Below are 12,842 nucleotides of genomic sequence, written 5' to 3'. Positions count from 1 at the left end.
CCTCCTTTAATTCAGTGGGTGCTGGCGCAGGAAATCGGCAGCGACTTTCGACGGGCTCTCGTGATCGACATCGACCCGCGCGTTGAGCTGGCGCATGGTTTCATCGTCGAACAGTTCGGCCAGCGGCTTGAGTTGCTCCGCCAGTTGCGGGTGCGCGTCGAGGTAGGCCTGACGCACCACTGGCGCAGCGGTGTAGTCCGGGAAGTAGTGCTTGTCGTCTTCCAGCAACTTCAGGCCGAAGGCGTTGAGACGACCGTCGGTGGTGTAGACCAGACCGGCAAACACCTGACCGTTGCGCAGTGCGGTGTAGACCAGGCCCGCGTCCATCTGCCGGATGTTCTTGCGGGTCAGGTTCATGTCGTAGAGCTTGACCATGCCGTCCAGACCGTCGGAGCGGTTGGCGAACTCGGTGTCCAGCGCCACCAGATGATTGGTTTTGGCTTCAGCGCGCAGCACTTCGTTCAACTGGCTGATGGTGTGGATCTGCGGATATTCCTCGGCCACGGTCTTCGGCAGGGCGAGGGCGTAGGTGTTGCTGAATTTCGACGGCGTGAGCCAGACCAGGCCTTTCTTCGCATCGAGTTCTTTGACCCGGGCGTAGGACTGTGCACTGTCGAGTTTTTCGGTGACGTGGTTGTAGGCCACCAGCGACACACCGGTGTATTCCCAGAGCATGTCCAGTTGCCCGGTTTCGTGGGCGCTGCGGGCCAGGTTACTGCCCAGACCACCGGTGATCTGCGCGTCGTAGCCTTTGCTGCGCAGGTATTGCGCGGTGATTTCCGCGAGCAGGGTCTGCTCGGTGAATACCCGGGCGCCAAGGCGGATCACTGGTTTGTCAGCGGCTTGGGCGATGCCTGCGAAGAGCAGCACGCAGCCCAGAATCAAACTAAGTCTTTTCATAAATATTCCTTCGCAAAGCCTCAAGACGGGCGCAAACCGCGTTCCAGCCAGAGACGGCTGGCGAGGGTGACCACGCCATCGAGCAGCAGGGCCAGCAGCGCGGTGCACGCGGCGCCGAGCAGCAGTTGCGGCTGATTGTTCAGGGCGATGCCGGGGAAGATCAGGCTGCCGAGGCTGTTGGCGCCGATCAGGAAGGCCAGCGGCGCCGTACCGACGTTGATCGCCAGCGCCACCCGCACACCGCCGACGATGATCGGCACGGCGTTGGGCAATTCGACTTTCCACAGCACCTGACGCGGGGTCATGCCGATGCCGACGGCGGCCTCTTTCAGTGAACCCTGAACGTTTTTCAGGCCTTCATAGGTGTTGCGCACAATCGGCAACAGCGAGGCGAGGAACAAAGCGAAGATCGCCGGACCGCTGCCGATGCCGAGAATCCCCAGGGCAATCGCCAGCACGGCCAGCGGCGGCACGGTGTTGCCGATGTTGAAGATCTGCATGAAGCGTTCAGCGCGGCCGACCATGGTCGGGCGGCTCAGGAAGATGCCGGCGGGGAGGCCCACGATCAGGGCGGCCAGCATTGAGGCGAGGACGAGAATCAGATGAGCTTGCAGGTAAAACAACAAATCGTCGCGGTAGTGTTCGATCGTGTTGATGCCGATCCAGTGGACCAGCAGGGCCAGGAGCGCGATCACCACCGCACCTCCCATCAGCCCTTTGCCATAGCGGATAGCCACAGGCGGACTCCTTTTTTTAGTCGGCGAACGCAGTCCCGTGTGGCATGCCAAGCCTTGGCTGCCGGGAGAGTCGTTCGCGAGAAGCAGCTTTTTTTCAGTCCGGCAAAAGCGGTCTGAAAGCGAGCCATGAGCGCAGCCTCGTCAGGCTAACTTGCTGATTTTTCAGCCCCTGACGAATTGTCGTAACAGGGGATGGACGTCTCCGTGCTTTAAAAGGTTCCCATCTGAGGCAGCATTTGGCCACCCTTAATGTGCTCAACGGTTCGGTTATTGAATCGAGTTGGGCTATAATCGCCGCCCTTTTTTGAATCACCGCCAGGCGATTTCCCATGACCAGACAGGCCGCCGAAGTCGCGAAACGCCGCACTTTCGCCATTATTTCCCACCCCGATGCCGGTAAAACCACCATCACCGAAAAGCTCTTGCTGATGGGCAAGGCGATTGCCGTGGCCGGTACGGTGAAATCCCGTAAATCCGACCGCCACGCGACATCCGACTGGATGGAGATGGAAAAGCAGCGGGGCATCTCGATCACCACGTCGGTCATGCAGTTCCCGTATCGCGAACACATGATCAACCTGCTCGACACCCCGGGCCACGAAGACTTCTCCGAAGACACCTACCGCACCCTGACTGCGGTGGACTCGGCCTTGATGGTTCTCGACGGCGGTAAAGGTGTAGAGCCACGGACCATCGCCCTGATGGACGTCTGCCGTCTGCGTGACACGCCTATCGTCAGCTTCATCAACAAACTCGACCGTGACATCCGCGACCCGATCGAACTGCTCGACGAGATCGAAGCCGTCCTGAAGATCAAGGCTGCGCCGATCACCTGGCCGATCGGTTGCTACCGCGACTTCAAGGGCGTGTACCACCTGGCGGACGACTACATCATTGTCTACACCGCCGGTCACGGTCACGAACGCACCGAAACCAAGATCATCGAGAAGCTCGACTCCGACGAAGCCCGCGCACACCTGGGCGATGAGTACGAGCGTTTCCTCGAACAGCTGGAACTGGTGCAGGGCGCCTGCCACGAGTTCAACCAGCAGGAGTTCCTCGACGGTCAACTGACCCCGGTGTTCTTCGGTACCGCACTGGGCAACTTTGGTGTCGACCACGTGCTCGACGCTGTAGTCGACTGGGCCCCGCGCCCGCTGCCGCGCGTAGCCAACGAGCGCACCGTGGAGCCGGTGGAAGAGAAGTTCTCGGGCTTCATCTTCAAGATCCAGGCGAACATGGACCCGAAACACCGCGACCGTATCGCCTTCATGCGTATCTGCTCCGGCAAGTACGAGAAAGGCATGAAGATGCGTCATGTGCGTACCGGCAAGGACGTGCGCATCGGCGACGCCCTGACGTTCTTCTCCTCCGAGCGTGAACAGCTGGAAGAAGCGTACGCCGGCGACATCATCGGTCTGCACAACCACGGCACGATCCAGATTGGCGACACCTTCAGCGAAGGCGAAACCCTGGGCTTCACCGGTATCCCGCACTTCGCCCCGGAACTGTTCCGCCGCGTACGCCTGCGCGACCCGCTGAAATCCAAGCAACTGCGCCAGGGCCTGCAACAGCTCGCCGAAGAAGGCGCGACCCAAGTGTTCTTCCCGGAGCGCAGCAACGACATCATCCTCGGCGCCGTCGGTGTGCTGCAGTTCGATGTGGTCGCCAGCCGCCTGAAAGAGGAATACAAGGTCGAGTGCTCCTACGAGCCGATCACCGTGTACTCCGCGCGCTGGATCGAATGCAGCGACAAGAAGAAGCTCGAGGAATTCTCCAACAAGGCCGTGGAAAACCTGGCACTGGACGGCGGCGGTCACCTGACCTACCTCGCGCCGACCCGGGTCAACCTGGCCCTGATGGAAGAGCGCTGGCCGGACGTGAAATTCCGTGCGACGCGTGAGCATCACTAAGCGCTGATTGGCTGCACCCAAAACCCCGTCGCGAAAGCTGCGGGGTTTTTTATTGCCGGAAAATACCTGTGGGGAGCGAGCCAGCTCGCGATAGCGGATGGTCAGCCGAAGTTGGACGGGCTCATCAATCGCCATCGCGAGCAGGCTCGCTCCCCTAGGAGACCTTCCACATTAGATGGATTGGGTATAGGCGTTATTTCCAACCAGTCTCTACAGTCACGGCATTTCCAGCCGCTCCACAACGTCCTATCTGGTGAACCCGGCGGATTGGAACTAGATTTCAATCAGCGTCAGGTCAGCATGAATTTCTCACTTGGAACAGGATGGACTCGGCTATGAAAAGCAGGTTGCTACGGATTTTGCTGCTGTTGAAAGTGATGGTGATGCTGTCCCTCGGCACCGCGACGGCCTGGGCCGAGTGCGAGGATCACGATACCCAGGCGTCCAGCGGGCAGGTGGGGCACAGCACGCTGATGCTGGCCAAGTCCGAGTCCGAGCCGGGCGATAAGGGCCAGGGTGGCAGCGCCGACGATGACGACTCGACCACCGACGAGCCGGACTCCGATGATCCGGATGAAGGCGACAGCCAAACTTAGTGTGCGGAGGGCACATTTCTACGCATTCGGGTTTCAGATGGACGGGTTGAGAAAAGGCGAAGCGTGGAGCTTCGCCTTTTTGTTTTCTCTGCGTGCTTAGCGTGGCTGGATTGGAGCCTTTCCGAAATTGAGGATTGGGACTTCGTAAGTGCTGTACCACTCATCTTTCATGTGGTCGTAGATACCGCTGACAATCCCTTTGCAAACAGCAATGGTGTTTTCCAGGAAAAAGTATCCACCCGGAGTTCCAGCCTTGGAGCGAGGCTGCGACAAGAAGTACTGGATCTTACGAGCACGGCTAACCGTCAGCTTGTCCTCGTCCGACAGTTCGTCCATACCCAGTGTTGCAATGATGTCTTTCAGTGGTTCGTATTTCTCCAGCAAGTTCAGAACGCTATTAGCTGTTTTGTAGTGTTCTTCACTGACCACGTCCGGGTTCAGCAGGCGCGAAGTCGAGCTCAGTGGATCTACCGCTGGATAGATATTGTCGGCGGCCAGTTTTGTAGACAGAACGAAGGAGGCGTCCAGGTCGGCGAAAGTGGTCGACGGCGCCGGGTCGGTCAGGTCCTCCGCAGGTGTGTAGATGGCTTGTACAGAAGTTATCGATCCCCTCGGCTCTCGCGGGGCGCCTATCTCTGTCGCGAGGGTCGGCTGGTAAGCGACTTCCGAAGGTATTCGACCGAGCAGTGCGGAGACTTCGCTACCGGCCTGGGTGAATCGGGGGGAGGAATCGATTGTCACCAGAACGTTACGACCTTCGTCACGGAAATGCTCGGCCACGGCCAATCCGACTTTTACCGCCCTTAGATAGTCGTCCTGTGAGTCATGTTCCGAGCCGATCAATCTCAATCGTTTGTCATCACTTGCGTCCTTACTTATGGAGTTCGGGTAGCTCGACCCAAGCCCGTTTTCTATAGAAACAACAAAAAACGATTGCTGAGATTTTGCGATGTTATTTATCAGTTCCTGTATCAATACCGTCTTGCCAACCCCTGCTCCCCCGAACACACCGATTTTGCTGCCCTTCAGAACGGGGCACAGCAGATCGATCGTCTTGATCCCGGTTTTCAGCGTGTGGGAATCCGTTGGCTCTGACGTGATGTCTATGGGGTAGTCTTTGCTAGCCCTGGCAGTGAGCTCCCCCTTGCCGTCCCGCGGTTGGAGATTAAAGTCAACTACCCGACCCAGCAGCGCACGAGGGTGCGGTGTAGCGATGTGTTCATCGTTCATTTCCCGATACTCCAGATCCAACAATAGAGGGATTGAGTGCAGCGTCACGCGTATTGAGTACGTGAAACCATAAGCCTGCCTCGCTCTATCGAGCACCTGTCATAACTGACAGTTGTTTAGACCGTTGCGCGATAGCCCGGGATTTTTTGGTCACCCCACCGAATATCCAACGACGCCGGGTCAGCCGGATGTAAACGCCGGGCAAAAGAAAACCCCTTCTTTCTCGACTGATGCGCAATCGGGGCAGAAGGGGTTTGGTCAACTCATCAACAACCCGCCCCGGGAAACGGGGCGGGTTTTTTCATGCCGCGCCGTCGAGGAACTGCTCGGCGTAGTGGCACGCGACCTGACGCGTGTCGAGCTGGCGCAGGGCCGGCTCTTCGCTGCTGCAACGCGCGGTGGCGTACGGGCAGCGCTTGTGGAACGCGCAGCCAGGTGGCGGGTTCAGCGGGTTGGGCAACTCGCCGACGATCTTGATTTTCGGCTTGTCCGGATCCGGGTGGATGGTCGGGGTCGCCGACAACAGCGCCTGGGTGTACGGGTGCAGAGGGCGGGCATAGATGTCGTGCTTCGGACCGATTTCCACCGGGCGACCGAGGTACATCACCATCACGTCGTCGGCCACGTGCTGCACCACCGCCAGGTTGTGCGAGATGAACACGTAACCGGTGTTGAACTCCTGCTGCATGTCCATGAACAGGTTCAGCACCTGCGCCTGGATCGACACGTCCAGCGCCGAGGTCGGTTCGTCCGCCACCAGCACTTTCGGTTGCAGCATCATGGCGCGGGCCAGCGCGATACGCTGACGCTGACCGCCGGAGAACATGTGCGGATAACGCTGGTAGTGCTCGGGACGCAAGCCGACCTGCTTCATCATCGCCTGGACTTTCTCGCGACGTTCGGCGGCCGACAGGTTGGTGTTGATCAACAGCGGCTCGGCCAGTTGATCACCGATTTTCTGCCGTGGGTTCAACGACGCGTACGGGCTCTGGAACACCATCTGCACGTCTTTGCGCAGTTGCTTGCGCTGGGCCTTGTCGGCGCCGGCCACTTCTTGCCCGGCGATTTTCAGGGAGCCGGATGACGGCTCCTCGATCAGGGTCAGGGCGCGGGCGAGGGTGGATTTGCCGCAGCCCGATTCACCGACGACGGCGAGGGTCTTGCCGGCTTCCAGCTCGAACGACACGCCGTTGAGGGCGCGCACGGTGGCATGGCCCTTGAACAGGCCACGGGAGACTTCGTAGTGACGGGTCAGGTCGCGGGCGGTAAGTACGACGGCCATTACGCCACCTCCTGGTTCAGCGGATAGAAGCAGCGGGCGAGGCTGTGGCTTTTCGGGTCAAGGGTCGGACGCTGCGCGCGGCAGCTGTCCTGCACGTACGGGCAGCGCGGCGACAGCAGGCAGCCTTGCGGGCGGTCGTAACGGCCGGGAACGATGCCCGGCAGCGTGGCCAGACGCTCGGCACCCTGGCTGTGTTCCGGAATCGCCTTGAGCAGCGCTTCGCTGTACGGGTGGGCCGGGATGTCGAACAGTTGCGGCACCTGACCGACTTCAACGGCTTGACCTGCGTACATCACGCAAACGCGCTGGGCGGTTTCGGCCACCACGGCGAGGTCGTGGGTGATCAGCACCAGGCCCATGTTCTGCTCTTTCTGCAACGCCAGCAGCAGATCCATGATTTGCGCCTGAATGGTCACGTCGAGTGCAGTGGTCGGTTCGTCGGCGATCAGCAGTTTCGGCTCGCCGGCAATCGCCATGGCAATTGCCACACGCTGGCTCATGCCGCCGGACAGTTGATGCGGGTAGGCATCCATACGGCTGGCGGCGCCCGGGATTTCGACTTTTTCCAGCAGTTCGATCGCGCGTTTGCGCGCTTGCTTGCCGGACATTTTCAGGTGCAGGCGCAGCACTTCTTCGATCTGGAAACCGACGGTGTAGCTCGGGTTCAGCGCGGTCATCGGGTCCTGGAACACCATCGCCAGGTCTTTGCCGACAATCTGCCGACGCTGGCGGTTGTTCAGCTTGAGCATGTTCTTGCCGTCGAAGCTCAGCGAATCGGCGGTGACGATCCCCGGGTGCTCGATCAGGCCCATCAGCGCCATCATGGTCACGGACTTGCCGGAACCCGACTCGCCCACGATCGCCAGGACTTCGCCCTTGTCGACTTTCAGGTCGAGGCCGTCGACGACCGGGGTGGCGTTCTTGTCGCCGAAGCGAACGTTGAGATTCTTGATTTCTAACAGTGACATGGGAATCTCCTCAGGCGGCGTTCTTGAGTTTCGGGTCCAGCGCATCGCGCAGGCCGTCGCCCATCAAGTTGATTGCCAGCACGCTGAGCAAAATGGTCAAACCAGGCAGACTCACCACCCACCAGGCGCGTTCGATGTAGTCGCGGGCCGAAGCCAGCATGGTGCCCCACTCAGGGGTTGGCGGCTGGACGCCGAGGCCGAGGAAGCCCAGGGCGGCGGCATCGAGGATCGCCGAGGAGAAGCTCAACGTCGCCTGGACGATCAGCGGTGCCATGCAGTTCGGCAGCACGGTGATGAACATCAGGCGTGGCAGACCGGCACCGGCCAGGCGCGCGGCGGTCACGTAGTCGCGGTTCAGCTCGCCCATCACGGCGGCACGGGTCAGACGCACGTAGGACGGCAAGGACACCACGGCAATCGCGATCACGGTGTTGATCAGGCCAGGGCCGAGGATGGCGACGATCGCCACGGCCAGTAGCAGCGACGGCAGGGCCAGCATGATGTCCATCAGACGCATGATGGTCGGGCCGACCACTTTCGGGAAGAAACCGGCGAACAGGCCCAGCAGGATCCCCGGGATCAGCGACATCACCACCGACGACAGACCGATCAGCAGCGACAGGCGCGAACCCTGGATCAGACGCGACAGCAGGTCGCGACCCAGTTCATCGGTGCCGAGCAGGAATTGCATCTGCCCGCCTTCGAGCCACGCCGGCGGCGTCAGCAGGAAGTCGCGGTATTGCTCGCTCGGGTTATGCGGGGCGACCCACGGCGCGAAGATCGCGCAGAAAATCACCAGCAGCATGAACAGCAGGCCGGCGACGGCGCCCTTGTTCTTGGCAAAGGCCTGCCAGAACTCTTTGTACGGTGACGGATACAGCAGACTTTGATCCACGGCGGTGGCGGCGGTGACTACTGAGGAAGTTGGAGTGCTCATGGGTATTGACCTCAGCGCTGATGACGGATGCGTGGGTTGGCAAAGCCGTAGAGGATGTCCACCACGAAGTTGACCAGAATCACCAGGCAGGCGATTAACAGGATGCCGTTTTGTACAACCGGGTAGTCCCGGGCGCCGATGGCTTCGATCAGCCATTTACCGATGCCGGGCCAGGAGAAGATGGTTTCGGTCAGGACCGCGCCGGCCAGCAGGGTGCCGACTTGCAGGCCGACTACGGTCAGTACCGGAATCAGGGCGTTGCGCAGGCCGTGCACGAACACCACGCGCGACGGCGACAGGCCTTTGGCCTTGGCGGTACGGATGTAGTCCTCACGCAGCACTTCGAGCATCGACGAACGGGTCATCCGCGCGATCACCGCCAGCGGAATGGTGCCCAAAACGATGGCCGGCAGGATCAGGTGGTGCAGGGCATCGAGGAACGCGCCCATGTCATCGGCCAGCAGAGTGTCGATCAGCATGAAGCCGGTGCGCGGCTCGATGTCGTAAAGCAGGTCGATCCGCCCGGACACCGGGGTCCAGCCCAGGCTCACCGAGAAGAACATGATGAGGATCAGGCCCCACCAGAAGATCGGCATCGAGTAACCCGCGAGGGAGATGCCCATCACCCCGTGGTCGAACAGGGATCCTCGCTTGAGGGCCGCGATCACCCCGGCCAAGAGGCCCAGGATGCCGGCGAACAGCAGGGCGGCCATGGACAGTTCCAGGGTCGCCGGGAAGAGGGAGGTGAACTCGGTCCATACGCTCTCACGGGTGCGCAGGGATTCGCCGAGATCGCCGTGGGCCAGTTTGCCGATGTAGTCCAGGTACTGGGCGTACAGCGGTTTGTTCAGACCGAGGCGTTCCATTGCCTGAGCGTGCATTTCGGGGTCGACCCGACGTTCGCCCATCATCACTTCCACGGGGTCGCCGGGAATCATGCGAATCAACGCGAAAGTCAGCAAGGTGATGCCGAAAAACGTGGGGATCAATAACCCCAGTCGGCGGGCAATAAAACTAAACATCGTGTGTGGTACCTCATCAGCCGGTTAGGCGTGCCCGGTTTCCCTGGGGTCAGGGAAACCGGGAGTTTTCTTATCTACTTCACCTGGGTGGTGGCGAAGTTATTGGTTGTCAGAGGGCTGATGTGATAACCCTCTACGTTGTTGCGCATTGCGGTGAACATGCGGGTGTGGGCCATGCTGATCCACGGCTGATCCTGATTGAACAGCACTTGAGCCTGCTCATACAGCCTGGCGCGTTCGGCCGGATCTACTTTAGCCCGTGCTTCGTCGAGCAGGGCCTGGAATTTTTCGTTGCACCAGCGCGCGTAGTTTTCGCCGTTCTTGGCGGCTTCGCAACTGAGCATAGGCGTCAGGAAGTTATCCGGGTCGCCGTTGTCGCCCGCCCATCCGGCCGAGACCATGTCGTGCTCGCCGGCCTTGGCGCGTTTGAGCATCTCGCCCCATTCCATCACGCGGATGTCGATCTTGATCCCGACTTTCGCCAGGTCGGCCTGCATCATCTGCGCGCCGAGCATCGGGTTCGGGTTGGTCGGGCCGCCGCCGTTGCGGGTGAACAGGGTGAACGTGGTGCCTTCCGGTACGCCGGCTTCCTTGAGCAGCTTGCGGGCAGCATCGAGGTCACGTGGCGGGTTCTTCAGTTCGTGGTTGTAGCCCAGCAGGGTCGGCGGGTACGGGTTGACCGCCACGCTGGCGTTGCCTTTGCCGAACAGGGCGTTGACGTAGGCTTCCTTGTCGAAGGCGATGTCGATCGCTTTGCGCACCCGCACGTCGCTGATGTACTTGTGCTGGGTGTTCATGGCGACGTACGAGACGGTCATCGCATCCAGTTCGTCGACTTTCAGGTTGCTGTCTTTCTTGATGCTCGGGATGTCATCCGGTTTCGGGTACAGCGCGATCTGGCACTCGTTGGCCTTGAGTTTCTGCAAGCGCACGTTGTTGTCGGTGGCGATCGCCAGGATCAGCGCGTCAGCCGGCGGCTTGCCACGGAAATAGTCCGGGTTGGCCTTGAAGCGAACCTGGGCGTCCTTGTTGTAGCGCTGGAAGATGAACGGCCCGGTGCCGACCGGTTTGTTGTTCAGGTCGCCGGTCTTGTTGGCCTTGAGCAACTGGTCGGCGTACTCGGCCGAGTAGATCGAGGAGAACGCCATGGCGATGTCGGCCAGGAATGGCGCTTCGCGACGGGTCAGGGTGAACTTGACGGTGCTGTCGTCGACTTTCTCGACGCTTTTGAGCAGTTCCTTGAAGCCCATGCTTTCAAAGTACGGGAAGCCCACGCTCGACAGCTTGTGCCACGGGTGATTCGGGTCCAGCTGACGCTGGAAACTCCAGACCACGTCGTCGGCGTTCATGTCGCGGGTCGGCTTGAAATATTCGGTGGTGTGAAACTTGACGCCTTTGCGCAGGTGGAACGTGTAGGTCAGGCCGTCTTCGCTGATGTCCCACGACTCGGCCAGCGCCGGAATCACTTCGGTAGTACCGGGCTTGAAGTCCGCCAGACGGTTGAAGATGGTTTCGGCCACCGCGTCGGCAGTGACTGCAGTCGTGTACTGGACCATATCGAAGCCTTCCGGACTGGCTTCGGTGCAGACCACCAAGGGTTTGGCCGAGACGCCGACAGCGACACTCAGCAACGCAGCCGCGATGGCCGCACGTAGGGGAAGCATTTTCATCAAGAACCCTCTGCAATCGGTTGAAGACAAAAGCCGAACGGCCGACTCGTCACTGAGTCAGCCGTCGGCGTGCGGTTTTACAGGATGTTGAACGGGATGGTGGTCACGAGACGGAACTCGTTGATGCTGCCGTCCGACTGGAATTCGCTCGCACGGTGCGCGGTGTAGGTGCCGCGAATGGTGGTCGCTTTAAGAGGGCCGCTCTGTACTGCGTAGGTGGCACCGATACCGTATTCATAATGGTGCTCGCCATCTTGTTCCTGGATACCGTCGTAACCCTTGCCGGCAACGCCTTTGTTGCCGTTGTAGTGGGTACCGTCGATGCCCCAGCCGCGTGCCTGATAGATGTTGAACTTCAGGCCTGGCACGCCGTATTCGGCCATGTTGATGCCGTAGGAAACCTGGAAGGATTTCTCGTTCGGGCCGTTGAAGTCCGACAGCAGGGAGTTGGCCAGGTAGATGCCGTTGGTTTCATGCAGGTAGTCGAAGTACTCGTTACCGTTCACTTGCTGGTACGAGAACGTCAGGCTGTGGGCCTGGTGGGTCAGGCCGAAAGACAGAGAGTAGGTGTCGTTGTCGATATCGCCCAGCAGTTTTTTGCCTTCATCAACGGTCTTGTAGTAGTTAAGACCGGTAGTCAGGGCGAGGACATTGCTGTCACCCAGTTCATGGGTGGCGCCGAAGTAGTACTGGTTCCACAGGTCTTCGACCTGAGTGCCCCAAACACTGGTTTTCAGGCTTTCAAGTGGCTGGTAGCTGATACCGGCAGTGTGCACGTGATCGGATTCGACACGGCCGTTGGCGTATTCGGCGCGGAATTTCTGCAGGCTCTGTTCCGAACGTGGCGACACGCGGTCGAACGTGGCCAGGTCGAAGGACAGGTTGTTCAGCTCTTCACTGTGCAGGGAAATACCTTCGAAGCTCGAAGGCAGTGCACGGTTGCCGATCACGTCGACTTGCGGGCTGCTGAAGTTCATGCGACCTGCGGTCAGCGTGGTGTTGGAAATACGGGCCTTGATGTTGGCCAGCCCGATTTTGCTCCACTGATCGACCGCTTCACCGTTGTTCTTGTGAGTCAGGGTACGGTTGTTACCGGAGAAGGAGCCGGTCTTCGGTGCACCACCGTTGCCGGAGGCCAGATTCTCACGATCACGCTCCAGCGCGATGGCGTTGTACGCCGCAACTTCGGTGCTGATCCCTACAGTGCCTTCGGTGAAGCCCGAGTTGTACTTGACGATGGTGCCTTGCACCCAGTTGATACGACGGTCGGTCTCGGCGATTGCACCATCTTTCTTATAGGCAAACTTGCCGCCGCGCTTCAGTTGTTCGTTGGCGTACCAGTTGCGGGTAGTGCCGGTGATCGACTGACCTTCGACGAAACCGGTGGCTTCTGCCTGGGCGCTCTTGGTGTTGACGGTCACCGGGGTGAACGCCTGGCTTTGGGTTTCCGCGTAAGCCGTGGCGGTGATGCTGCTGATGGCCAGGGCCAGTATCGCGGTATTGCTCAGTTTCATGGGTGAAGCTCCTTTACTTTCTTTTTATGCCGGCTTTTTTGGGTTGGCCGGTTATTGGTTTAGAACTCATTCA

General features: G+C 60.0%; 11 protein-coding genes. 2 read left to right on the top strand and 9 right to left on the bottom strand.

Annotated features, from left to right (window positions below; translation table 11 throughout):
* Positions 1-6: 6 nt before the first annotated feature.
* Together BMZ46_RS07710 and BMZ46_RS07705 are read right to left on the bottom strand one after the other, a co-directional pair.
* Complete coding sequence (locus BMZ46_RS07710; RefSeq protein WP_064593352.1) at positions 7-900, bottom strand: glycine betaine ABC transporter substrate-binding protein; 894 nt, start codon at positions 898-900, stop codon at positions 7-9.
* Between the two features lie 20 nt (positions 901-920).
* The gene (locus BMZ46_RS07705) at positions 921-1,610 is read right to left on the bottom strand and encodes an ABC transporter permease (RefSeq protein ID WP_170844896.1); all 690 of its coding nucleotides are present in this window, start codon (positions 1,608-1,610) and stop codon (positions 921-923) included.
* A 356-nt stretch (positions 1,611-1,966) separates the two neighbouring features.
* Here BMZ46_RS07705 and BMZ46_RS07700 point away from each other — a divergent pair, with 356 nt between their 5' ends.
* Positions 1,967-3,550: a peptide chain release factor 3 gene (locus BMZ46_RS07700; protein ID WP_011332431.1), complete on the top strand. Its 1,584-nt coding sequence runs from the start codon at positions 1,967-1,969 to the stop codon at positions 3,548-3,550.
* A gap of 335 nt (positions 3,551-3,885) precedes the next feature.
* Complete coding sequence (locus BMZ46_RS07695) at positions 3,886-4,146, top strand: hypothetical protein (protein ID WP_039769222.1); 261 nt, start codon at positions 3,886-3,888, stop codon at positions 4,144-4,146.
* A gap of 96 nt (positions 4,147-4,242) precedes the next feature.
* On the opposite strand, the gene BMZ46_RS07690 is transcribed toward BMZ46_RS07695, so the two are convergent.
* The 7 genes from BMZ46_RS07690 to BMZ46_RS07660 form a co-directional block, all read right to left on the bottom strand.
* Positions 4,243-5,376, bottom strand: coding sequence for an ATP synthase beta subunit C-terminal domain-containing protein (locus BMZ46_RS07690; RefSeq protein ID WP_074691865.1), 1,134 nt, complete (start codon positions 5,374-5,376; stop codon positions 4,243-4,245).
* Positions 5,377-5,677: 301 nt separating this feature from the next.
* Positions 5,678-6,658 (bottom strand): peptide ABC transporter ATP-binding protein, encoded by a 981-nt coding sequence (locus BMZ46_RS07685; protein WP_007953682.1) that lies wholly within the window; start codon positions 6,656-6,658, stop codon positions 5,678-5,680.
* Positions 6,658-7,626, bottom strand: coding sequence for an ABC transporter ATP-binding protein (locus BMZ46_RS07680; protein ID WP_011332433.1), 969 nt, complete (start codon positions 7,624-7,626; stop codon positions 6,658-6,660). Before BMZ46_RS07680 ends, BMZ46_RS07685 begins: the two co-directional genes overlap by 1 nt.
* 10 nt (positions 7,627-7,636) lie before the next feature.
* Positions 7,637-8,563 carry an ABC transporter permease subunit gene (locus BMZ46_RS07675; protein ID WP_039769224.1) on the bottom strand — a complete coding sequence of 309 codons (927 nt, stop codon included), beginning with the start codon at positions 8,561-8,563 and terminating at the stop codon, positions 7,637-7,639.
* Between the two features lie 11 nt (positions 8,564-8,574).
* Positions 8,575-9,585 carry an ABC transporter permease subunit gene (locus BMZ46_RS07670; RefSeq protein WP_007953665.1) on the bottom strand — a complete coding sequence of 337 codons (1,011 nt, stop codon included), beginning with the start codon at positions 9,583-9,585 and terminating at the stop codon, positions 8,575-8,577.
* 74 nt (positions 9,586-9,659) lie between these two features.
* A complete protein-coding gene (locus BMZ46_RS07665) occupies positions 9,660-11,255 on the bottom strand; it encodes an ABC transporter substrate-binding protein (RefSeq protein WP_074691862.1) in 1,596 nt (531 codons plus the stop codon).
* A gap of 77 nt (positions 11,256-11,332) precedes the next feature.
* Positions 11,333-12,769 (bottom strand): OprD family porin, encoded by a 1,437-nt coding sequence (locus BMZ46_RS07660; RefSeq protein WP_039769228.1) that lies wholly within the window; start codon positions 12,767-12,769, stop codon positions 11,333-11,335.
* Positions 12,770-12,842: the final 73 nt, after the last annotated feature.

This window comes from Pseudomonas sp. NFIX49 (genome assembly GCF_900115915.1).
Lineage (GTDB): Bacteria > Pseudomonadota > Gammaproteobacteria > Pseudomonadales > Pseudomonadaceae > Aquipseudomonas > Aquipseudomonas pharyngis.
The sequence above is the reverse complement of the archived record's forward strand: the minus strand, read 5'-3'. Positions and strand labels throughout refer to the sequence as shown.